The sequence below is a fragment of the Marinobacter salinus genome (assembly GCF_001854125.1).
Taxonomy (GTDB): domain Bacteria; phylum Pseudomonadota; class Gammaproteobacteria; order Pseudomonadales; family Oleiphilaceae; genus Marinobacter; species Marinobacter salinus.
Genome location: NZ_CP017715.1, coordinates 935,541 through 956,543, shown reverse-complemented (window position 1 = coordinate 956,543; position 21,003 = coordinate 935,541). Strand labels below are relative to the sequence as shown.

Below are 21,003 nucleotides of genomic sequence, written 5' to 3'. Positions count from 1 at the left end.
CATTGCCAATGCTATACGCTGGAGTTTGTTTATGGATCCTAACGAAAATTCAGGATCAATCGGCGTCCCACCCTCACTGGATTTGGTCTGGGGCCTGACCCTTACAGCTTTTCTTTGCCTGGGTGCGGTCTTTTTCTGGGCCTTGCCTGATTCTCTGCTTTACCTCGCTGGTGGCCTTTACGCCGCCCTCTCTGGCTGTGTGCTGAAATACTGGCCAACGGGTCGTGATTTTGGTTGGGCAAACAGGGTCACGCTTCTTCGCGGAGCGATGATTATATCGCTCTTTGCCATCGCCCCGTATGCCGGGCAACTTGGACCAGGGCTCTGGCTTTACAGCATAGTGGCGTTGGTCGCGCTCATTCTTGACGGGGTCGACGGAAGCATTGCCCGAAAAACCGATTCCCGGACGACCTTCGGTGCACGATTTGATATGGAACTCGATGCCCTGCTTATCCTCGGGCTCTGCATCGCCGTCATCGCGCTTGAGAGAGCCGGAATTTGGGTAATAGCACTTGGGCTCATGCGCTATGCATTCGTTATCGCCACGCTCTCCCGGGCGTGGCTCGACCAGCCCCTGCCAGACAGTTTCCGACGAAAAACCGTGTGTGTCTGGCAGGTTGTGACACTGATGGTGGCGATTGTGCCACCAGTCCCCCCCCTGTTCGCCAGTGCAACTCTGGCAATAGCACTCGTGCTGCTTGCCTGGTCATTCTTTGTGGATGTTCGCTGGCTTTACCAAAGGAGTTTTTACCATGAAACGGTCTAGCGCTGCGCTCTCGCCACTGGCTTGGGCGTGTCTTTCTTCCTCTTTGGCCATCTCGCCCCTGGCCCATGCAGAACCGACCAAGTTTACTGTTGATGATGAACACTTCTCCATGGCGTTCGAAATCATGCATATCGGGTACGCTCCGGTCATGGGCCTATTCAGAGAAGTTGAGGGTCAATTCGTGTATGACGAGGAAACCAGGGAGCTTTCCTTGGGTGAATTGGTGTTCAAGAGCGACAGTGTCTTCACCAACCACACAAAGCGTGACGAACACCTGAGGAAGGATGATTTTCTCCATTCCGGAAAATTCCCGGAAATCACCTTCACCATAACCGCGTTTGAAACAACCGGTGAAAACACCGGGACAGTAACCGGTGATCTGAGCATGCTGGGTCAGACCCACCCTGTTGAGCTTGATGTAACACTCAACAAGGCTGCGGTTTATCCAATTGGGCATGAAGATTACACCCTCGGTATAACCGCAACTACATCGCTGAAACGGAGTACCTGGGGAATGACTTATGGTCTTGACCCGGCTCTGGTGGGCGACGAGGTTTCACTCAAATTTGGCTTCGAGGCGAACAAGGACTCCGGCTGGTTCTGACCTGGATTTTCAGTTTTCCGCGATTTTCTGACGGCGGCTCACAGACGAGCCGCCCACCCCTCTGTAGTTTTACCCCTCTTTCTTTTTTAGTTCGCAAACTATACATTGTTCCGCTTTCCCGACTCACGGCTGATGGTTAGGCGGCTACACAATGTCCGATGCTCACAAATCCGATCTGCTTCTCGTTGCCGTTACGCTGCTGGCCGCCATCAGCTGGATATTTTCGAAGGAAGCAATTCTGCTAATGCCTCCCCTCCTGTTCATGGGAGTGCGCTTTCTGATCGCCGGCACGTTGCTGGCGATCGTAGCCTGGCGGCCACTGATGCGGCTCAGTGGCGATCAGATCCGGCGAAGCCTTGGCGTGGGCCTCGTATTCGGGGTGGCTATGAGCTTCTGGGTTATGGGCCTGTTCCATGGCACGAGCATGGGCGAAGGGGCATTTCTCACCAGCCTGGGAGTGGTAATTGTTCCCATCATCGCAAGAGCGGTATTCAAGGAAGAGCAGCCACCAAGTACCTGGCTGGCTATCCCCATCGCCGTGGCCGGACTTGCATTGTTATCGCTAAAGAACGGCTTTCAGCCGGAACCCGGACAGCTTTTCTTCGTTACCGCGGCTTCGATTTTCGCTCTGTATTTTACCCTCAACACCCGTGCTGCAAACCAGAGGACGATTACCAATCGCCGGGGTGAGACCATCGAAAAAAAGCGGGTACCTGCGCTACCCCTTACCGCGTTGGCGCTGCTGACCGTCGGTCTGGTCACGCTCGCGGAATCAGCAATTCTTGAACCCTGGCAGAAAGCGTTCACCGAGCCAAATCCCGTGCTGATCTGGTGGGTTCTGGGCAGTGCTGTCATTGGCACTGCGGGACGTTTCCTGACACAGACCTATGCCCAGAGTCTTTCCGCCCATAGCCATGGTGTGGTCATTCTCGTTCTGGAGCCGGTATGGGTAGCCTTGTTTGCTGCCGGTTGGTTTGGCGAAACCATGAGCCCGATGCAGTTGGGAGGATGTGGGCTGATATTCGCCGCCCTGGTTGTTAATCGTTGGGGCGTTTTGAGTAAAGCTCTCAAGACCTGGATGCGAAACCGGAAAACCGGGTAATCAGGGTTTACTAGCAACCGTCAGGAAACTATACACTTTCTTCAAGAAATCCTTCCTGGGAATTTTCCTACCCCCTAATACTCTGTTTTTTAAGCTTAAATTGAAGCCCACAACATGCGGGCACGTATCATGCTTGAGAAACACAGAGCTGATTTTCGGCTCGGGGGCGGGTTTCCCCGATATTGAAGTACGGCAAGATTCCTGCCATACACTCAATTTGGAAGAGATCACTATCATGAACCTGAAGAAATTATTTTCCGGGCTAATAGTCGGGGCCTCTATCATGGCAGCCCCGGTACACTCTGCGATTCTCAGTGACATCGTATTCGTTGTCGACGAATCCGGATCTATGGGAAATGTGCAGGCCAACCTCAGAACCAACATTGGACTGTTCGCCAGCATCCTTACAGGAACGGGCCAGGTGGACGCCCAATATGGCTTGGTGGGTTACGGCAATGGCAGCGTAGTGCCGCGACAAATAACAGATTTTACCAATGCGGCGGGTTTTGCCACTGCGGCAAATGGATTGGTCGCCTCCGGCGGCACTGAGCCTGGCTACACCGCTACAGCATTTGCCCTGAACGAACTGGATGGCCAGACGGATCTTTTTTCATTCCGGTCCAACGCCGTCAAGAATATCATTATTCTGACGGATGAACCCAGTAATGGCGACATCACAAGCTTCGGCACCGTCGGGGGCTCAGCCGTATCCGAGTCCATTCTGGATGGCATCCTCACTAGCAATAATGCTCTGTACAACGGTGTTCTAAGAGGCAGTTCCACAATCGCATCATATGACGACCTGATCGCCAACCACAGTGGATCCATTTTCGACCTGAATCAGTTCAATACAACGGACCAAACGATTGTCCAGAACTTCGTTACAGACTTTGCCAACAAGAAGCTTCAGGAAACACTGGATTTCTGTGACCTGAACCCGAATGATCCAGCCTGTCAGCCGACTCAGGTCCCCGAACCTGGCTCACTCGGTCTCCTGGGTCTGGCCTTGGGAGGGCTTGCATTCAGACTGCGCAGAAGCAAATCCAAAGCAAGCGCTTAAACTTTGGTAAAGACGGGGCCAGTTAGCCCCGTCTGCTTCTTTGCTCTTCTCTGTGGTTTAGCGCCTTTCTCATGGCCTGCACAAAGAACTGAAAAGCCGCTTAACAAAAGTGGTTGACCAGAAACGGGAGAATCAGTATATTGCGTCCCCGTTGCAGGACACAGGACCATAGCTCAGTTGGTTAGAGCGCTACCTTGACATGGTAGAGGTCCCCAGTTCGAATCTGGGTGGTCCTACCATTCCTGCTAGAAAGTCAGTTGCTTACGGGATACGTAAGAACTGGCTTTTTTTATGTCCGGCCACTTTCCGGAGCCGCCCGTGCGAAGCACCACTGACCTGACACTCGACCACCCTGCAATCGCAGTTGATGCCCTGGCCGAAGCCTCCGGCCTGCCTAAGCAGCGCATCAAGGACGCCATGAACAAAGGGGCGTGCTGGTGGACCCACAAGGGCAAACAAGTCAGGCTCCGAAAAGCAAAGCGGGAGGTCAGGGCCGGAACCCGTCTGCAGTTGTTTTACGACGATGTCGTGCTCGCCCGCAGCCCAGAGCCCGCCGAACTGCTTGATGACCGTGGCCGCTATTCGGTCTGGTTCAAACCCCATGGCATGCTTGCACAGGGCTCCCAGTGGGGGGATCACTGCAGCCTGTTGCGCTATGCCGAAGTTGAGCGGGGGCGAGAGTGCTTCCTGATACACAGACTCGATGCCGATGCCGCCGGCCTCATGCTGATTGCCCATGACTCAAAAGCAGCCGGAGCTTTGTCCCAGTGCTTTTCGGGCCGGACCATGACCAAGACCTACCGGGCGAGGGTAACCGGAAGCCTTGACGCCTCTGACCGGCTTATTGATGCGCAGATTGATGGTAAATCAGCAAAAAGCCGAGTCAGCACTCTGCGCATCGATAAAGAAAGCCAGACCACCCTTGTAACCGTCAACATCGAAACGGGCCGGAAACACCAGATTCGAAAGCACATGGCCGAACTCGGGCACCCCATAGTTGGTGACCGACTCTATGGCCACCCGGCGCCGGTTCCCCTGCAGCTACTGGCTTACGCGCTCGAATTCGACTGCCCTCTCAGCCGGCGACGAATGACGTTCGAACTGCCCGAGCGCCTGGACGACCTGACAGGAGAACAGGCATAAAAAAGCCGGCAACGATGCCGGCTTTTCGTATGACGCCTCGAGCAATCAGACCTTGTAGAAGTCCCGGTACCAGTCCACAAAGCTTGCGATGCCCTCCTCGACCGTCGTTGAGGGCTTATAGCCCACATCTGCAATAAGGCCATCGACATTGGCGTAGGTGGCCGGTACATCACCTGGCTGCAGAGGTAAAAGATTTTTCTCGGCCTTCTTCCCGACCCGCTCTTCAATGATTTCGATAAAGCGGGACAACTCCACGGGGTTGTTACTGCCGATGTTGTAAAGGCGGTAAGGCCCCTTACCAGTACCTGGATCCGGAGTCTGGCCGCTCCATTCGGAGTTGGGCTCCGCTACATGATCAAGCGTACGGATCACACCTTCGGTGATGTCATCAATGTAGGTGAAATCACGCTTGTGCTTGCCATGATTGAAAACATCAATGGGTTCACCGGCGAGGATTTTTTTGGTGAAAATGAACAGCGCCATATCCGGCCGGCCCCATGGGCCATAGACGGTGAAGAAGCGAAGCCCCGTGGTTGGAAGGTCATAAAGATGACTGTAGGTGTGGGCCATCAGCTCATTGGCCTTCTTGGAAGCCGCATACAGGCTCAGGGGGTGGTCAACGTTATCATGCACCGAGAACGGCATGGTTTCGTTAGCACCATAGACGGAGCTGCTGGAGGCATATACAAGATGACCAACGTTGTTATGACGACAACCTTCCAGGATATTCATAAACCCCACAAGGTTGGCGTCAACGTAGGCATGAGGATTCTCAATGGAATAGCGAACGCCCGCCTGCGCCGCAAGGTGCACCACCCGGTCCGGCTTCTGTCCCGCGAACAGTGATGCCATAGCATCACGATCCGCAATATCCTGACGAACCTCGGTGAATCCGGGCTTGCAGGTTAGTCGCTCGAGGCGTGCCTCTTTCAGGCTGACATCATAATAGTCATTGACGTTATCAACACCAATGACCTCATCACCCCGATCCAACAGACGGTGGGCCACATAGGAGCCAATGAAACCGGCCGTTCCGGTCACGAGAATCTTCACGTATTCGGCCCCTTAAAACGCAACACCGGCGCTGATGAAGGGGCCATCGATATCCACATCCAGGCGATCGTTACCATCTTCATAATCGATCGACATCTGGCGATAGCCTGCCCGCAACTGCAACATTGCGATCTCATACTGTCCATAGGCATTGAAGTCATAAAGGGAATCGCCATCGAAGCTGATAAAATTGCCATCAGCACCGACTGAAACTCCCGTCAGCGGCAGATCGAAACGAGCAGCCAGATACCCCATCGGAATCACTGCGTCGACACTGGTTTCGCTGGCGGGCACACCTGTTGTCGCTTCCCGCACGAGGAGATCGCCGGAGAGATCACGGGCTGTCAGCCCCAGATCGAGATTTACCCAGTTATCCAGAACTTCGTAGTACAGCGTCACGTCCAGTTGTTCGAGATCCAGATCAGAGCGAACATCACTGCCGATATTGATGCCACCAAAATCCGCACTCAATCGACCCCGACCACTCTGCTCTACCAGAGTGTAGTTCAGGCGCACATTCGGCAGCACGGGCACCGGATGCTCGATGTACAGCGACGCATTGACGTTGGAATCGTTATCGAGATTAAGGTCGTTCTCGACATCAACCACGTCACCGCTGTCCGCAGCTTTGCCGGAGAGGTCGGAGTCCCAGTAGCTAACGCTGGCACCCAGACCCACTACATCGGCATGCGCCAGCGGCGCCGCCAGAATCATTGAACCGCCGATAGCAGCCATCAGTTTACGCATAAAACACCTTTTGTTTTGGGGCTTTCTCTTTCAGTCGAACTGGATACCAAGCCGGCGCCCTACTTCTTCATAGGTCTCGATCACGTCACCCAACCCCTGACGAAACCGGTCTTTATCCATTTTCTTGCGAGTTTCCTTATCCCAGATCCGGCATCCGTCGGGGCTGAACTCATCCCCCAGAACAATGTCACCGTCACTGCGACCGAATTCCAGCTTGTAATCCACCAGCAGCATGCCGGCCTCGTCAAACAAGGCTTTCAACACATCGTTCACCTTGTAAGTAAGCTCTTTCATGCGTGAGAGCTCTTCGGCCTTCGCCCAGCCAAAACTGACGGCAAGCGATTCGTTCACCATGGGGTCATGCAGCTCATCGTTCTTGAGGAAGAGTTCGAACGTTGGCGGATTCAGCTCCTGGCCTTCTTCGACGCCGAGCCGACGGCATAGGCTACCGGCAGAAACATTGCGAACCACGCATTCCACAGGAATCATATCCAGCTTTTTGACGAGGGACTCGGTAGAAGACAGCAGGCCCTCGAAATGAGTTGGCACTCCGGCAGCTTCCAGCTTCTCCATGATGAAGGCATTAAACTTGTTGTTCACCATGCCCTTGCGGTTCAGCTGTTCCTTTTTTTCGCCATCGAACGCTGAGGTGTCATCACGGAATACCAGAACAAATCGTTCCGGATCATCCGTCTTGTAGACCGATTTCGCCTTGCCTGCGTACAGTTCTTCACGCTTTTCCATTAGGGGTCTCCGAGGTGGAAGCCGGTTTTACCGATTCCCACTTAATCAGTATAGGTAATCAAATAGTTGTGTCAGCAGGTCGGACGCGCTGTGATCGCCATCATAGCTTTCGATACGCTCAGCACTAATCACGACGCTTTCGTCGCGCTCTTCAAGCGTAATGGTGTGCGTGTGCTGCGGCTTTTCCTTGTCACTGAACCAGTCGAACCAGCCTGACTCGCGCTCATCTTCGGTTCGGAAATCAACGTAGAACCAGCCTTCACTGCGATTCAGATCCACTATACCCACGCTGGCCTCAGTTAATGAGCGGCTTACTTCCGCCCAGGAACGGCCATAGTCCAGCGTCATTCGGATAGCCACCGCTTCCTCGTTTTCGGACACAAGCTTAACCAGTGGATCGCTGACCATTCCAGAAGCAGCACGTGAGAAGGATTTGTTTTCTTCTCTGGCTTTCAGGAACTCCCCCATATCAGAGAGCACCCGTTTCTGAAGCGCCAGGGCATCCGGAGACGGATCGGTAATACCAGACCAGGGAATCAGCTCCTGCGGCTGCTTGTCGTCTGACAGCTTACGAACCTGGATTTCCGTTGTCTTACGCCTCACACCGGGCGCCATGCGAACCTGAATGACGACTTCCGGCTCCCGGGCGCCTGGATCGTCGGGTAACTCAACCAGCTGCCGCGCACGCTTGCTGAAGTTCACAAGCTCGCTTTGCAGGAGGCCCAGCTGCGGACTGTCGAACGCGACGCCCAGTCCCCGATTTGCCATGTAAGCATTGGCCACGGGCCAGATACGACCCGGCAATTCATTTACCAGCAACCAGACACGACCATCGAGTTCTTCGATAACGTAATTTTCCTCAAGAATCTCCGAGGTCATATCTGGTGGGCGGGGTATGTCCGACGGGTACATCTTGCTGGCGTCAGCTGCTGTGACATCCCGAATGGGCATCGCCTGGCTGAAACGGGATTCATCTGCACTTTCGGGCAACTCAAGGGGCTTGCCCTCGTCTGCGTTCACATAGCGCTCAGACCGGTCTTCCATCAGACCGCATCCGGAAATCGCTGTCAAAAACAGCAGCCCGGATGCGAGAGTGAGGGACTGGCGAAACAGGGTACTACGGGTTCTTTGAAGAACCGGCATCGGGTTACTCCGAATGAGAAATGGTTTCAACAAACTCAGAGCACACCTGAGGCTTTAAGAGCGTCTTCCACTTCGCCGTGGAACTTTTCACTCAGGGGTGTCAGCGGAAGGCGAATGCCCTCACTGATCATGCCCATGCGATGCAATGCCCACTTGACCGGGATCGGGTTAGCCTCAAGGAACAGCTTGCGGTTCAGTGGCATCAGCAACTCATTCAGGCGCTCAGTCTCTTCACGATCACCGGAAATAGCGGCTTCACAAAGCTGGGACATGCCTTTGGGAGCAACGTTAGCCGTTACGGAAACATTTCCTTTGGCGCCAGCCAGCATCAACTCGGCCGCAGTGGCATCATCACCGGAATACACCGCCAGACGGCCATCCAGCGCCTCAATCAGCTCGGCACCCCGGGGGATATTACCGGTAGCATCCTTGATGGCAACAATGTTTGGTATATCCGCAAGACGGAGCACGGTTTCGTTCAACATGTCACAGGCGGTCCGCCCTGGCACGTTATAAAGCATCTGGCTCATGCCCGGCACCGCCTCTGCGATCGCCTTGAAGTGCTGGTACAAACCTTCCTGCGTTGGTTTGTTGTAGTACGGAACCACCAGCAAGCAGGCATCAGCGCCAAGCTTATGGGCCTCGGTAGTAAGCTCGATCGCTTCCCGAGTGCTATTACCGCCGGTACCCGCAATTACCGGGATTCGGCCATTCACACGCTTGATAATGTGGCCCACCACCTGACAATGCTCGTCAGGATCCAGAGTTGCAGATTCACCAGTGGTGCCCACGGCGACAATGCCGTGCGTGCCGTTTTCAATATGAAAGTCCACCAACCTGTCCAGCTCTTCCCAGTGAATGTCACCGTTTGGATGCATGGGTGTGACCAGTGCGACAAGGCTACCCGTAATCATAAAAGCTCCGTCGGAATAAAACCGATATGGTAATGTTGGGCACGAACTGACACAAGGGAATTAAAGGAGATGTCATGTCATCCGTCGAACTGAATAAAACTGTACCGGACTTCGAGGTGCCTGCCACCGGAGACCAGACCGTTCGCCTGGCAGACCTTCGGGGACAGAATATCGTGATCTATTTCTATCCGAAGGACAACACACCGGGCTGCACAACCGAAGGCCAGGACTTTCGCGACCGCATGAAAGAGTTTGCCGAACTGGACACTGAAATCTTTGGAGTCTCCCGCGACGGCCTGAAAGCGCACGAGAACTTCAAGGCAAAGTACGAGTTTCCGTTCCACCTGATTTCAGACAAGGACGAAACGCTCTGCAAGCTGTTCGATGTAATCAAACTCAAGAAACTCTATGGCAAAGAACACCTGGGCATCGAGCGCAGCACCTTCCTGATTGACTCGGAAGGCGTGCTACGCAAGGAGTGGCGAGGCGTCAAAGTCAAAGGCCACGCTGACGAAGTACTGGAAGCCGTCAAAGCGCTCTGATTCGAGAAATCAGGACTGCTCAGTGGTCGGTGGAGGAACGGAATCCTTTACCGGCCAGGCAGCGAATACGGCTTTAAGCATGGTTGCCAGCGGAATAGCGAAGAACACCCCCCATAAACCCCAGATTCCACCAAAAAACAAAACCGCCACAATAATCGCTACCGGGTGCAGATTATTCACTTCCGAGAACAGGATTGGCACCAGAACGTTGCCGTCGAGTGCCTGAATGATGCCGTATACAGCCATCACCCAGATAAAGTGACTGCCCCAGCCGAAAGCAAATAGCCCAATCACGGCAACCGGAATAGTAACTACCGCCGCACCGATGTATGGAATGACGACGCTTAACCCCACCAGCAGGGAAAGTAGCGCAGCATAGGGCATACCAAGAAACTTGAAGGCTATGTAGGTGGCACCACCCACAATCAGAATTTCAAGGGCCTTGCCTCGAACATAATTCGCGCACTGAAGGTTCACCTCGTGCCAGATTCTCAGCATCATCGGGCGCTGTGGGGGCAACAGGCGCGAAATGGACCCAAGCAGCACTTCGCGATCCTTCAGGAAGAAGAACACCAGGATGGGCACCAGAACCATATAGATCAGAAGCGCCACCAGATCGGGAATGCTTGAGAGCGAAAACGACACCAGCCACTGGGTCATATGCCCTACTTCGGTCGAAACCTGCTGATACAACGTATTCACGGCCTCCGCCGAAATCAGCTGAGGGTACTCTTCCGGAAGCAGTTCAAGGTAGGACTGCAGCTCTCTGATAATTCTGGGGGTCTCTCCCGCCAGGTTACTGACCTGGGTCCATATCAGCGGCAGCAGACCAAAAATAAACCCTACCAGCACACCGAGAAACACCAGGAACACTGTCATGATGGACAGTGACTCGGGCAGACCAAGCCTGTTGAGCTTGGTGACAAGGCCCTGCAGGATAAAAGCAACAATCAGAGAAGCAATGGCCGGCGCTAGCATGGCACCAAACCAGATAACGAAAACCGTTCCCACTACAAGAATCAGGAAAAGAATAACCGCTTCTTCATCTGAAAAATATTTGTGCGCAAGACCGCGCAAAATCCTGATCATTGGTGTCTCCGAAAAATTAACCGCCGCACTTTATCACAAACCGGTACTGACCATTGCTCTCCGATGAGCTGACCAGGGCGTGGCTTGAGAGCGCAAGAAATGCCGGAATATCCCGAGCCGAGCCGACGTCAGTGGCAATCACCTCCAGTTCCTGCCCGGGTGACATGCCATTGAGTTCGAGCTTGGTTTTGAGCAAAGGCATCGGGCAGCGAAGCCCGGAAGCATCCAGAGTACGGTCAACCATAAAGCAGTGACACCATCGAAAAACAATAAGCGGATTTAACAAGCACGCATTATGCCGACAGTGATAATGTATTGCATCACAATACTGTTTAATCAGAATATCAGAACTTTCTATCACAACCCGCTGTCACAGGGGCGTTTGGAACTAAAGGCAAACTGCATTACATGAAAGTGTCCAGATCCGGGTTTTACCGTTCACACAGGCTAACCAGAGCTTGCATACTGGCTGTTGGCCTCGCAACCGCTCACGCCCCTGTCAGCGCACAGGAAACCACTCTGCCAAGTATCGGCGGCAGTGGTGGTGGCCTGATCTCCGGACAGCAGGAGTCCGACATTGGCCAGCAGGTAATGGTATCCATCCGGCGCTCTGCACCGCGAATAACCGACCCACTGGTTTACGACTACCTCAATGCAATCATCTACCGACTGGTTCCTTCAGCTCCGCTGCAGAACAGAGACCTTACCCTTGCCCTCATCGACAGTCCGGCGATCAATGCCTTCGCTGTTCCCGGAGGTATCGTTGGCGTAAACGGGGGCCTGTTCCTGAATGCAACCACAGAGCAACAGTTCGCCTCGGTTCTGGCTCACGAGCTTGCGCACCTCAGCCAGCGACATTTCGCCAGGCGCCTGGAACAACAGGAAACCAGTGCCCCGCTCACACTCGCGGGCATGATTGCCGGCATCGTACTCTCAGCAGTAACCCAGTCCGACATCGGCATAGCCGCCATTGCCGGGACCCAGGCCTTTGCTGCCCAGAATATGCTCGCTTACAGCCGGGCCAATGAACAGGAGGCTGACCGTGTTGGCCTGGACATTCTTGCTACCGCAGGCATGGACCCTCGGGGAATGCCCGAGATGTTCGAGATCATGATGCGCCAGAACCGGCTACAGGGTAATCAGGTTCCCGAATACCTTTCGACTCACCCTTTGACCCAGAGCCGGGTATCCGATACCCGAAACCGTGCAGAGCAATACCCTCATGAGGATATCCGTGACGGACAGGAATACCACCTGATACGCAGCCGCCTTCAGGTGCATTATTCCTCCTCTCCAGATGTCGCAGTGAAAACCTTTGAGGCCTACCTGAACCGCCCGGATGCACAACAAAACGATGCTATCCGGTATGGACTGGCTGTTGCTTATCTGCAAAACAATCAGGCGGACAAAGCGGAAGAGGTCCTGAGAGACCTGCTGGCACGAAACCCAGGCAGAATCACATTCCAGGTCACACTGGCCGAGGTGCTGATCAATCAGAAACACCTGAAGGCGGCCCGGGACCTGCTGCAGGATGCCCTGGCGAGAAATCCCGGGAACTACCCGATTACCTTTACGCTCGCTACGGCAGAGATCGCTGACAGTAACGGAAATGCAGCCGCAGAGCACCTGAGACAGCTTACCAGGCGATACCCCGGGCAAGAACACCTTTGGCTGAGATTGGCAGAGGCCGAAGGAATGGGCCGAAACATTGTCGGTGTCCACCGCGCGCGGGCGGAATATGATGCCTTGATGGGAGACCTGGAATCAGCACAACGGCAGCTCCGGCAAGCCCAGGAAAAACTCCCTGCCGGATCACCCCAGCGCCAGGTCGTTACCGAGAGACTGGCGGAGATAACCCGACGCCTGAATGCTCAGAAAAACAGATAGCCAAACGGGACAAACCGGGAAGGCTTGGGCGCTCCGCCCCCATCGATATCAGGCATTGCCCGCCGCTTTTAGATTCATATTTGCGGTGAAATCCAGCATCCGCCGTAGAGGCTTGAGTGCCCGCTCTCGAAGTGCCTCATCAACCAGGACCTCCTGGTCGCCAGTTTCCAGGACCCGCAACAAATTCTCAAGTCCGTTCATCGCCATCCACGGACAGTGAGCGCAGCTGCGACAGGTTGCTCCATTGCCTGCAGTCGGGGCCTCAATCAACGTTTTGTTCGGCGCCAACTGCTGCATCTTGTAGAAGATGCCATTGTCTGTCGCCACGATGAATTTCTCGTTTGGCAGGGTCTGAACCGCATGAATCAACTGCGACGTTGAACCTACCACATCCGCCATTTCAACCACGGCATCCGGAGATTCGGGGTGTACCAGGATCGCTGCATCCGGATACAGGGCTTTCAGGTCTTCCAACCCCCGGGACTTGAACTCTTCATGAACGATACAGGAACCATCCCACAGCAACATGTCGGCTCCTGTTGTCTTCTGAACGTAATGGCCCAGATGCTTGTCGGGCGCCCAGAGTATCTTTTCCCCACGAGCATCCAGGTCTTCGACAATCGCCTGTGCACAACTGGAGGTGACAACCCAGTCAGCCCTGGCCTTGACTGCGGCCGAGGTGTTTGCGTAAACGACAACCGTCCGGTCCGGGTGCTCATCACAGAACTCTGAAAACTCGTCGGCCGGGCACCCCACATCCAGAGAGCAGGTCGCCTCCAGCGTAGGCATCAGTACCCGTTTTTCGGGATTGAGGATCTTCGCTGTTTCACCCATGAAGCGCACACCCGCGACCACAACCGTAGATGCGGAATGCTGATTACCGAAACGTGCCATTTCGAGGGAGTCAGCGACGCACCCACCGGTCTCTTCCGCCAGGCGCTGCAAATCCGGGTCCGTGTAGTAATGAGCCACAAGGACAGCATCCCTGGCCTTCAGGCTAGCCTTGATGCGCGCCTCAAGGTCCGCCTTTTCATCCGCGCTGAGCGGTTTCGGCTCAGCGGCATGGGCAAGGTGTTCATGAACCAGAATACGATCTTCAGCTCGTGTCATTACTGCATCTCTTTATTGCATGGTCTATCGGGAGTATAGCACTTCAAATCCAGTTTTAAGGGTTCTGAAACATACAGGTAACGAACCTTTGAAACAGAAATTCATAGGTCTCTACAGGACTAGGTAAGAACGTATACGCAAAAAAAAAGAGCCCGAAGGCTCTTTTTTCACAAGAACCCGAGGGGCTCCTGTTATTTGGTGGGTCGTGAAGGATTCGAACCTTCGACCAATTGGTTAAAAGCCAACTGCTCTACCAACTGAGCTAACGACCCGTAACTGCTGATCAGCGCCTGAGACCCTGACCGATCCAGAAGTGCCTCAGCGCACTTCCGGATCCGTATTTGGTGGGTCGTGAAGGATTCGAACCTTCGACCAATTGGTTAAAAGCCAACTGCTCTACCAACTGAGCTAACGACCCAAACGAGGCGCATATAGTAATGATTTTTCGGCGTTGATCAACCCCTTTTTCCAGGTTTCTCAACATTTTTGCCGCGACTGTTGTTCAGCCATTACCAGACTTCAGGAACTTTCGGGCAAGCTCAGCAGCGCTACTGTCCGGATAGTCACTGATGACATTTTGCATCCGCCTTTTGGCTTCCTGCTTATCACCGAGACGATCAAGGGTAACGCCCAGCTTGAATACCGCATCCGGTGCTTTGCGATGGTCCGGATAACGGGTCGCCACAACAGTAAAAGCCTGCTTGGCCTGCTCCAGCTGCGGTTTGACGAGGTAAACCTCACCCAGCCAGTAATACGCGTTGACCGTCAGGTCTCCTTCCGGGTACTTGTCGATAAACTCATACAGCTGACTGATCGCCTGGTCGTACTTTTTCTGATTCTGGATCAAGTCCTGGATCTGCTCGTACGCCTTGCGCTCTTCAGCACCGGGCTGCCGATATTCCTTGGTGACCGGTCCGGGACTCGTACCTGCGCCACCGGCCTCAGTCGCTGGCGCCTTCGCTTTTTCCGCAACCTTTTCAGAAAGATCCAGAATCCGCTGATCAAGGTCGATATAGCGGTCTCTTCCCTGCTCCTGCAAACGGGTAATGAGGTGCCGTTGCTCCTCCACCTCGCCTTGCAGGCGGCGAACCTCCCCCTGCAACTGCTGGATCATGTAAAACAGTTCGGCAGTGGCCTGACTGCTATTCGCCTTCCGTTGCGCTTCCGAGGAATTATTCTGAAAAGCGGGTGTAGATGACTGCGCCAGCGCCACTCCCGCATGCGCAAAGGCAAACGGGAGAACCACTGTCGCCATGAGTCGTTTTCTCATGGTCTTTCCTGACATCAGGTGCGTTTACTCGAATACGAGCTCCACACGGCGGTTCTGAGCCCAGACGCTCTCGCTAGAGCCCATGACCGCCGGCTTTTCTTCACCATAGCTTACGGTTTCCATTTGGCCACGTGAAGCGCCGTTCACAATCAGGAAACGCTGCACCGCATTTGCACGACGCTCTCCCAGGGCCAGGTTGTACTCCTTGGTTCCGCGCTCATCGGCATGACCTTCCAGGCGAACCTGCTGGCCAGGGTTGGCGGCCAGGAACTGTGCGTGAGCAACCAGGACATCACGGGCTTCCGGCTTGATTTCAGCAGTATCGAAGTCGAAGTAAAAAGTCGTGATATCACGCAGCGCTTCCTGCTCGGCCTTCTGTTGCGCGGCCATTCGCTCTTCTTCAGTCAGCGCTGAAGAAGACACGCCACCCTGGTCATCACCACCGTAGACCGTGGAGCCACCTTCCTGGTCAATCGGCTCTACGTCAGAACCGTAAGCACCACCGTCCACAGTCTCGCCGGTAGAACTACAGCCGGCAAAGAGACCGACAGACAACAGCAGTGCAAATACCTTGGTTTGAGCTGACAATTTCATAATCACTTCCTTTCAGTTGGTTGACTTGGTTACGCAATTATTCACCAGACGGCCCTGAGCCATCTGTTATCGGGCCAGCGGACCCCAGGCAGGCTCCCTCACATCGCCTTCCGACGCAGGCAGACTGTAGGCAGCCCCGCCATCGGCGGAAATGACCGTGAGTACGCTGCTGCCGCCCTGCTTCGTGGCATAGATAAGCATGCGACCATTTGGGGATACGCTGGGAGATTCATCGGATTCGGTGCGAGTAAGAATGGTCTCCTCGCCGGATTTAAGATTGGTTCTGGCAATGTGAAAAGCCCTGTCCCGCTGATGCACGTAGTAAACGAATTTGCCACTGTTGTCCGGCCTTGGGCGGGCGTTGTAACGGCTGCCAAAGGTAATGCGCCGGGGCTCGGCCCCTGCATCTTCCTTATGATAAATTTGCGGGCCACCGGACCGGTCCGATGTAAAGAACAACCCCTTGCCCGTGTGATCCCAGCTGGCTTCAGTGTCTATTGCCCAGTGGTTGGTGATTTTAGTCAGTTGACGATTCTGCAAATTCATCCGGTAGATTTCGGCGTTGCCATCTTTGGATAACGTCATGAGCATCGACTGGCCATCGTCGGACCATGCCGGGGCCGAGTTGAGACCGGAAAAATCTGCGACTTTGGTACGCTTTCCGCTCGCCAGTTCGTGAACGAAAATCACAGGCTTACCTGTCTCGAACGACACATAAGCAAGCTTCTTCCCGTCCGGCGACCAGGCCGGAGAGAGAATGGGCTCTTCACTTTCCAACCGGATTCGTGCCCTCTTTCCATCCACGTCACTCACTTGCAGACGGTAACGGGGCTTTCCGTTGAACGAATCAAGTGTAATGTAGGCAAGCTTGGTGGAGAAGGCGCCTCGCACCCCGGTAATGGCTTCATATACCTTGTCGCTAATGTGATGGGCGAGCGTTCTCAAATTGGATGCGGGTGCCGCTGCCGTTTCTCCAAGAACTCTCTGTTCGGTGTTCACATCAAAGAGTTCATAACGCGCTTGCACGCGATCCGCACTACGAGTCAACTCACCGACCAGGACGTAGCGCTGCCCCAACAGTCGCCAGTCGCGGAAAAACACGTCCTCACGCTTGGAGGGAAGACTCAGCATTTTTTCAGGTGGCAGCGGTCGAAACTCGCCGCTCATGGTGAGGTCGCTTTGAACCACGCTGCTGACTTTGTCTCCCGGGGGGATGGCACCATTCTCGGCAAACGGGACAATAGAAATGGGGATAGCCGAATCCGCCCCCTCGGTAATCCGGATCAACAATTCAGCATGGGCACTGGCTGCCATCAGGAAGACCAGCGCCACCGTTGCCAGCGCTTTGTGTAACGACATAGTCCAATTCCGCTGTGTCATTTTGTTATCCGTTTCCTTATCTCAACCCGCTTGGGTTGAATTCAATAGTGAACTGACGAAAGTACCGTTCAAATGTATCCCGGTCGTCCGGAATCGGGTACCGGTTCAGAGCACGGACTGCACCCATGGCCGAATTATCAAATGCTGTGTTGCCACTGCTCCGAGTCAGTCTTACCCCGGAAAGCTCTCCGGTTGGCAATAAGGTAATTTGCAGGTGCGCCACCATCTGTTCAGTCGCCGAAGACGGCGGATACCATGCCTGCTGGAGCCTCTCCTTGATGAGTGCCAGGTATTTCTCACTTTCGGTCAGCATCTGAGCCTCGCGGGCGCGAGCCGCAGCTGCCTGGGCCTGCCTCTCGGCTTCTGCCTTCCTGGATCTTTCAGCCTCGTCCGCCAATGCTTCCAGCTGTTGCTCCCTTAACTTCCGTTCCGCTTCGAGACGCTTACGCTCCGCTTCCTGGCGCGCTTCCTCTTCCCGCTTTTTGCGCTCAGCCTCTTCACGTTTACGACGCTCTTCCTGAAGGCGCTTTTCTTCCTCCGCTTTCCGCTTGGCCTCCTGCTGTCGCTGCTTCTCCTCTGCAGCTTTCTTCCGCTCACGTTCTTTCGCTTCAGCTTCCGCCTTCTGACGGGCCGCTTCCTCTGCCCGCGCCTTTTCCTCTTCGCGTTCACGGGCCAGAGCCTGTTGGCGTTTTCGCTCCTCCTCAGCCTTCTGCTGGGCCGCCTCGCGGGCTTGTTGCTCCGCCAACTTGCGTGCCTCTTCCTTTCGCTGCTCCTCTGCCTTGCGCTTCTGTTCCGCTGCCCTTCGCTCTTCCTCACGATCGGGTTGGTCAACGGGTTCCACAATCGGGCTAGGTTCCGGAGTCTGGGAAATCAGTCTCGCCGAGATACTCCGGGGCGGTGGCTCATGCTCCGGACTTGTCCACGACCAGCCGGCCAGTGCAATGCCAATAATCAGCAGATGCAGGGTGACCGACAATACAACCGGCGACTTCCATGGGGGCTTGCCCGTGCTGGTTAATTCACGCTCGTGACCTTTCACAACAACTCTGCCCGCACTGGTCTCACTTCTCGTCCAAAGGCGATTCGGTTATCAGGCCGATGCTGCTTGCTCCGGCCCCCTGTAATTCCGCCATCAGCCGAACCACGGTTCCATATTCAACATGCTCGTCGCCACGCACGAGGATCTCGCTATTGGTCCTCTGCGAGAGGATTTTGGCAATTTGCTCCCGAACTTCACCCAGAGACATCGGATCGCTACCTTTATCACCGACTTCAAGGTAATACGCGCCGTTGGTGTCCACCGATACAACAATGGACTCCACATTCTTATCAGGCTGAATCGGGTCAGAGGTTGTCTCGGGCAGATCCACCTTTACACCTTGGGTAAGCATCGGTGCCGTTACCATGAAAATCACCAGAAGCACCAACATCACATCAATGTACGGGACAACGTTTATCTCCGACATCGGCTTACGCCGATGCTCCGGCATCATTCCCATGCCTTTCATTGCGTTATGCTCCAGTCTTTAGGTAAACAGGCATTACGCCACACTCTTTTCGCTACTATGCACCCGACGGTGCAGAATGCTGGAAAACTCCTCAGCAAACGTCTCATAATTCTTCAGGAGCGCGTCCGACATGGCGGAAAAACGGTTATAGGCAATTACTGCCGGAATGGCCGCGAAGAGGCCCATGGCAGTCGCAATAAGCGCCTCGGAAATACCCGGAGCGACCGTTGCGAGGGTCGCTTGCTGCACCTGAGCCAGGCCACGGAACGAGTTCATGATGCCCCAAACCGTCCCGAACAGACCAATATAAGGGCTGGTGGAGCCCACCGTTGCAAGAAACGGAAGGTGCGTTTCCAAACGCTCCTGCTCCCGGGAAAAAGCCACTCTCATTGCCCGCTGGGAACCTTCCATAACGGCGTCTGCGTCGCGACTTTGCTGGCGGAGACGTGAAAACTCCTTGAACCCTGCACGGAAAACAGACTCCATCCCCGAGAACGCCGTTGGTTCCGCATTCACTTCCCGGTAGAGCTGCCCCAGATCCATGCCCGACCAGAACCTTTCCTCAAAGGCGAGCTGAGCCTGTCTGGCTTTTCGGAAGACCTGCAGGCGCTGAAAGATCAGAGCCCAGGACATGACAGATGCCAGTGCGAGCAACAGCATAACCAGCTGCACCAGCACACCGGCGTTGGAAACGAGATACCAGACTGAGACTTCTGATTCCACCTTTTACTCCTGGCTTGTTCTGTTGGTCGTTTCGATGATTCGGATATGCTTCCTGAGCAATTCCTGCATATTTTCGGGTAAACGCCGTGGGCGACCGGTATCCAGCGCCACACATGCCACCCTGACATCTGCCTCGCACAGCAGTTTCCGGTCAATTGCCCGGAAAACCCGCTGCCGAAACTCCATCCACACCCGGCCGGATGCGACTGGCTCAGCGGTCACCATCAACTGGTCGTCGAGGCGGGCCGGTAACGAATAGTGGACTGCCAATCGCTGAACAACATAACTGATATTGTCGGCAAGCCCGGCGCGCAACCCAACGCCACAGCTGCGCACCCACTCAGTGCGGGCACGCTCCATATAGTGAAGGTATTTTGCGTGGAACACGATGCCACCGGCATCGGTGTCTTCGATATAAACACGGATGGGTAGCTCAAAAAAACTGCCCGCTTCCTGCTCAGCCAAAAAGATCGTCCTCCCTGCCGGATTTCGGAGGCACAACACCGAAATGCTGATAAGCATTGGAGGTCACCATTCGACCCCGAGGTGTCCGCAACATGTACCCCTGCTGGATCAAAAATGGCTCCAGAACATCTTCGATGGTGCCGCGCTCTTCACTGATTGCAGCAGCCAGGCTTTCTACGCCTACCGGGCCACCGTCAAATTTTTCAATCATTGCGAGCAGCAGGCGACGATCCATATGATCGAACCCCTGACTATCCACCTTAAGCATATTCAGGGCCTGGTCGGCTATATCGACGCTGATATGCCCGTCCGAACGAACTTCCGCAAAGTCGCGAACCCTGCGCAACAGTCGATTGGCGATTCGTGGAGTACCACGTGACCGGCGCGCAATTTCAAAAGCCCCTGCTTCATCAATATTCACGGAGGACAGGCGCGCAGATCGCGTGATGATACTGGTGAGATCTTCGGTGTTATAAAACTCCAGTCGCTGGACAATACCAAACCGGTCGCGCAAAGGTGATGTGAGCAAACCCGCACGGGTGGTGGCACCAACGAGCGTAAACGGGGGGAGATCCAGCTTGATGGAACGGGCTGCAGGCCCTTCACCAATCATGATATCCAGCTGGTAGTCTTCCATCGCCGGATAGAGAACTTCTTCCACAGCCGCGCTGAGGCGATGGATCTCGTCGATAAAAAGAACGTCGCCTTCTTCGAGATTGGTAAGCATTGCGGCAAGGTCGCCGGCCTTTTCGAGAACCGGGCCGGAGGTTGTCTTGATAGAAACCCCCATCTCGTTGGCAATGATATTGGCCAGCGTAGTTTTGCCAAGCCCAGGCGGACCAAAAATCAACACATGATCCAGTGCTTCCTGGCGACCACGAGCTGCGGAGATGAAAATATCCATCTGCTCCCGCACGGAAGGCTGACCGACGTACTCAGCCAACAACGTGGGACGAATAGCCCGGTCATGCACCTCTTCGTATTCACCGGCCCGTGCTGAGATCAGTCGGTCGGATTCGATCATGGCATTATCCGTTTTCTGGGAATCAACATCATGCCTGTGCGCCCGCCTCTGTTTAACGTTGCCCCAATTGTACAAACGGGCCCGAGGGTGTCACGTTACGCTCTCTACAGGTTTGGCGCTACACAGGCGACACAT

23 protein-coding genes and 3 tRNA genes are annotated in these 21,003 nt (G+C 54.7%); 8 read left to right on the top strand and 18 right to left on the bottom strand.

All coding sequences use genetic code 11. From position 1 onward, the window contains the following. The first annotated feature begins 31 nt into the window (after nt 1–31). From BKP64_RS04440 to BKP64_RS04410, 6 genes are all read left to right on the top strand, one after another. The gene (locus BKP64_RS04440) at nt 32–766 is read left to right on the top strand and encodes a CDP-alcohol phosphatidyltransferase family protein (protein WP_070966534.1); all 735 of its coding nucleotides are present in this window, start codon (nt 32–34) and stop codon (nt 764–766) included. Further along, a complete protein-coding gene (locus BKP64_RS04435) occupies nt 753–1,370 on the top strand; it encodes a YceI family protein (RefSeq protein WP_070966531.1) in 618 nt (205 codons plus the stop codon). Before BKP64_RS04440 ends, BKP64_RS04435 begins: the two co-directional genes overlap by 14 nt. Before the next feature lie 151 nt (nt 1,371–1,521). After that, on the top strand, nt 1,522–2,472 hold the full coding sequence (locus BKP64_RS04430) for a DMT family transporter (RefSeq protein ID WP_070966528.1): 951 nt from the start codon (nt 1,522–1,524) through the stop codon (nt 2,470–2,472). Between the two features lie 283 nt (nt 2,473–2,755). Continuing rightward, entirely contained in the window at nt 2,756–3,532 is a 777-nt protein-coding gene (locus tag BKP64_RS19380; protein ID WP_070966523.1) for a VWA domain-containing protein, read from the top strand. A gap of 162 nt (nt 3,533–3,694) precedes the next feature. Continuing rightward, nucleotides 3,695–3,771: transfer RNA gene (locus BKP64_RS04415), tRNA-Val, on the top strand. Between the two features lie 79 nt (nt 3,772–3,850). Then, nucleotides 3,851–4,675: an RluA family pseudouridine synthase gene (locus BKP64_RS04410; RefSeq protein ID WP_070966520.1), complete on the top strand. Its 825-nt coding sequence runs from the start codon at nt 3,851–3,853 to the stop codon at nt 4,673–4,675. Nucleotides 4,676–4,720: 45 nt separating this feature from the next. Here BKP64_RS04410 and BKP64_RS04405 read toward each other — a convergent pair whose 3' ends face one another. From BKP64_RS04405 to dapA, 5 genes are read right to left on the bottom strand one after another with little or no spacing between them, the layout of a single operon-like run. After that, on the bottom strand, nt 4,721–5,728 hold the full coding sequence (locus tag BKP64_RS04405) for an NAD-dependent epimerase (protein WP_070966517.1): 1,008 nt from the start codon (nt 5,726–5,728) through the stop codon (nt 4,721–4,723). Between the two features lie 12 nt (nt 5,729–5,740). Continuing rightward, complete coding sequence (locus tag BKP64_RS04400; RefSeq protein ID WP_070966514.1) at nt 5,741–6,475, bottom strand: TIGR04219 family outer membrane beta-barrel protein; 735 nt, start codon at nt 6,473–6,475, stop codon at nt 5,741–5,743. Nucleotides 6,476–6,505: 30 nt separating this feature from the next. Further along, the gene (purC, locus tag BKP64_RS04395; protein ID WP_070966511.1) at nt 6,506–7,219 is read right to left on the bottom strand and encodes a phosphoribosylaminoimidazolesuccinocarboxamide synthase; all 714 of its coding nucleotides are present in this window, start codon (nt 7,217–7,219) and stop codon (nt 6,506–6,508) included. Nucleotides 7,220–7,264: 45 nt separating this feature from the next. Then, entirely contained in the window at nt 7,265–8,362 is a 1,098-nt protein-coding gene (gene bamC / locus BKP64_RS04390) for an outer membrane protein assembly factor BamC (RefSeq protein WP_070966507.1), read from the bottom strand. Nucleotides 8,363–8,397: 35 nt separating this feature from the next. Further along, nucleotides 8,398–9,276, bottom strand: coding sequence for a 4-hydroxy-tetrahydrodipicolinate synthase (dapA, locus tag BKP64_RS04385; RefSeq protein WP_070966504.1), 879 nt, complete (start codon nt 9,274–9,276; stop codon nt 8,398–8,400). A 74-nt stretch (nt 9,277–9,350) separates the two neighbouring features. On the opposite strand from dapA, the gene BKP64_RS04380 reads away from it, so the two are divergent. Continuing rightward, nucleotides 9,351–9,818, top strand: coding sequence for a peroxiredoxin (locus BKP64_RS04380; protein WP_070966501.1), 468 nt, complete (start codon nt 9,351–9,353; stop codon nt 9,816–9,818). Between the two features lie 9 nt (nt 9,819–9,827). Here BKP64_RS04380 and BKP64_RS04375 read toward each other — a convergent pair whose 3' ends face one another. After that, nucleotides 9,828–10,907, bottom strand: a complete 1,080-nt coding sequence (locus BKP64_RS04375) for an AI-2E family transporter (protein WP_070966499.1) — start codon at nt 10,905–10,907, stop codon at nt 9,828–9,830. 16 nt (nt 10,908–10,923) lie between these two features. Continuing rightward, nucleotides 10,924–11,151 carry a sulfurtransferase TusA family protein gene (locus tag BKP64_RS04370; protein ID WP_070966497.1) on the bottom strand — a complete coding sequence of 76 codons (228 nt, stop codon included), beginning with the start codon at nt 11,149–11,151 and terminating at the stop codon, nt 10,924–10,926. Between the two features lie 164 nt (nt 11,152–11,315). Between BKP64_RS04370 and BKP64_RS04365 the strand changes: the two genes are divergently transcribed. Next, nucleotides 11,316–12,794 carry a M48 family metalloprotease gene (locus tag BKP64_RS04365; protein ID WP_083329142.1) on the top strand — a complete coding sequence of 493 codons (1,479 nt, stop codon included), beginning with the start codon at nt 11,316–11,318 and terminating at the stop codon, nt 12,792–12,794. A gap of 48 nt (nt 12,795–12,842) precedes the next feature. Here BKP64_RS04365 and nadA read toward each other — a convergent pair whose 3' ends face one another. The 11 genes from nadA to ruvB form a co-directional block, all read right to left on the bottom strand. Continuing rightward, the gene (gene nadA, locus BKP64_RS04360) at nt 12,843–13,904 is read right to left on the bottom strand and encodes a quinolinate synthase NadA (protein ID WP_070966496.1); all 1,062 of its coding nucleotides are present in this window, start codon (nt 13,902–13,904) and stop codon (nt 12,843–12,845) included. A gap of 196 nt (nt 13,905–14,100) precedes the next feature. Further along, nucleotides 14,101–14,176: transfer RNA gene (locus BKP64_RS04355), tRNA-Lys, on the bottom strand. Nucleotides 14,177–14,246: 70 nt separating this feature from the next. Then, nucleotides 14,247–14,322: transfer RNA gene (locus BKP64_RS04350), tRNA-Lys, on the bottom strand. A gap of 84 nt (nt 14,323–14,406) precedes the next feature. Next, the gene (gene ybgF, locus BKP64_RS04345) at nt 14,407–15,174 is read right to left on the bottom strand and encodes a tol-pal system protein YbgF (protein ID WP_070966492.1); all 768 of its coding nucleotides are present in this window, start codon (nt 15,172–15,174) and stop codon (nt 14,407–14,409) included. Nucleotides 15,175–15,198: 24 nt separating this feature from the next. Beyond that, a complete protein-coding gene (pal, locus tag BKP64_RS04340) occupies nt 15,199–15,768 on the bottom strand; it encodes a peptidoglycan-associated lipoprotein Pal (protein ID WP_070966489.1) in 570 nt (189 codons plus the stop codon). 66 nt (nt 15,769–15,834) lie between these two features. Further along, entirely contained in the window at nt 15,835–17,127 is a 1,293-nt protein-coding gene (tolB, locus tag BKP64_RS04335) for a Tol-Pal system beta propeller repeat protein TolB (protein ID WP_227515502.1), read from the bottom strand. A gap of 37 nt (nt 17,128–17,164) precedes the next feature. After that, nucleotides 17,165–18,187 (bottom strand): cell envelope integrity protein TolA, encoded by a 1,023-nt coding sequence (tolA, locus tag BKP64_RS04330; protein ID WP_227515501.1) that lies wholly within the window; start codon nt 18,185–18,187, stop codon nt 17,165–17,167. Nucleotides 18,188–18,209: 22 nt separating this feature from the next. Next, nucleotides 18,210–18,656: a protein TolR gene (gene tolR / locus BKP64_RS04325; protein WP_070966480.1), complete on the bottom strand. Its 447-nt coding sequence runs from the start codon at nt 18,654–18,656 to the stop codon at nt 18,210–18,212. A gap of 33 nt (nt 18,657–18,689) precedes the next feature. Beyond that, nucleotides 18,690–19,379, bottom strand: coding sequence for a protein TolQ (gene tolQ, locus BKP64_RS04320; protein WP_070966478.1), 690 nt, complete (start codon nt 19,377–19,379; stop codon nt 18,690–18,692). 3 nt (nt 19,380–19,382) lie between these two features. Beyond that, complete coding sequence (gene ybgC, locus BKP64_RS04315; RefSeq protein WP_070966476.1) at nt 19,383–19,844, bottom strand: tol-pal system-associated acyl-CoA thioesterase; 462 nt, start codon at nt 19,842–19,844, stop codon at nt 19,383–19,385. Further along, complete coding sequence (gene ruvB, locus BKP64_RS04310; protein WP_070966473.1) at nt 19,837–20,868, bottom strand: Holliday junction branch migration DNA helicase RuvB; 1,032 nt, start codon at nt 20,866–20,868, stop codon at nt 19,837–19,839. Before ruvB ends, ybgC begins: the two co-directional genes overlap by 8 nt. Nucleotides 20,869–21,003: the final 135 nt, after the last annotated feature.

What these genes read in the sequence shown, in the direction of transcription:
- tolR (WP_070966480.1), bottom strand. Translation starts at nt 18,656, where the DNA reads ATGAAAGGCATGGGAATGATGCCGGAGCATCGGCGTAAGCCGATGTCG.
- BKP64_RS04440 (WP_070966534.1), top strand. Translation starts at nt 32, where the DNA reads ATGGATCCTAACGAAAATTCAGGATCAATCGGCGTCCCACCCTCACTG.
- BKP64_RS04435 (WP_070966531.1), top strand. Translation starts at nt 753, where the DNA reads ATGAAACGGTCTAGCGCTGCGCTCTCGCCACTGGCTTGGGCGTGTCTT.
- bamC (WP_070966507.1), bottom strand. Translation starts at nt 8,362, where the DNA reads ATGCCGGTTCTTCAAAGAACCCGTAGTACCCTGTTTCGCCAGTCCCTC.
- purC (WP_070966511.1), bottom strand. Translation starts at nt 7,219, where the DNA reads ATGGAAAAGCGTGAAGAACTGTACGCAGGCAAGGCGAAATCGGTCTAC.
- dapA (WP_070966504.1), bottom strand. Translation starts at nt 9,276, where the DNA reads ATGATTACGGGTAGCCTTGTCGCACTGGTCACACCCATGCATCCAAAC.
- BKP64_RS19380 (WP_070966523.1), top strand. Translation starts at nt 2,756, where the DNA reads ATGGCAGCCCCGGTACACTCTGCGATTCTCAGTGACATCGTATTCGTT.
- tolB (WP_227515502.1), bottom strand. Translation starts at nt 17,127, where the DNA reads ATGTCGTTACACAAAGCGCTGGCAACGGTGGCGCTGGTCTTCCTGATG.
- BKP64_RS04370 (WP_070966497.1), bottom strand. Translation starts at nt 11,151, where the DNA reads ATGGTTGACCGTACTCTGGATGCTTCCGGGCTTCGCTGCCCGATGCCT.
- BKP64_RS04375 (WP_070966499.1), bottom strand. Translation starts at nt 10,907, where the DNA reads ATGATCAGGATTTTGCGCGGTCTTGCGCACAAATATTTTTCAGATGAA.
- BKP64_RS04400 (WP_070966514.1), bottom strand. Translation starts at nt 6,475, where the DNA reads ATGCGTAAACTGATGGCTGCTATCGGCGGTTCAATGATTCTGGCGGCG.
- nadA (WP_070966496.1), bottom strand. Translation starts at nt 13,904, where the DNA reads ATGACACGAGCTGAAGATCGTATTCTGGTTCATGAACACCTTGCCCAT.
- ybgF (WP_070966492.1), bottom strand. Translation starts at nt 15,174, where the DNA reads ATGAGAAAACGACTCATGGCGACAGTGGTTCTCCCGTTTGCCTTTGCG.
- BKP64_RS04430 (WP_070966528.1), top strand. Translation starts at nt 1,522, where the DNA reads ATGTCCGATGCTCACAAATCCGATCTGCTTCTCGTTGCCGTTACGCTG.
- BKP64_RS04380 (WP_070966501.1), top strand. Translation starts at nt 9,351, where the DNA reads ATGTCATCCGTCGAACTGAATAAAACTGTACCGGACTTCGAGGTGCCT.
- BKP64_RS04365 (WP_083329142.1), top strand. Translation starts at nt 11,316, where the DNA reads ATGAAAGTGTCCAGATCCGGGTTTTACCGTTCACACAGGCTAACCAGA.
- pal (WP_070966489.1), bottom strand. Translation starts at nt 15,768, where the DNA reads ATGAAATTGTCAGCTCAAACCAAGGTATTTGCACTGCTGTTGTCTGTC.
- ruvB (WP_070966473.1), bottom strand. Translation starts at nt 20,868, where the DNA reads ATGATCGAATCCGACCGACTGATCTCAGCACGGGCCGGTGAATACGAA.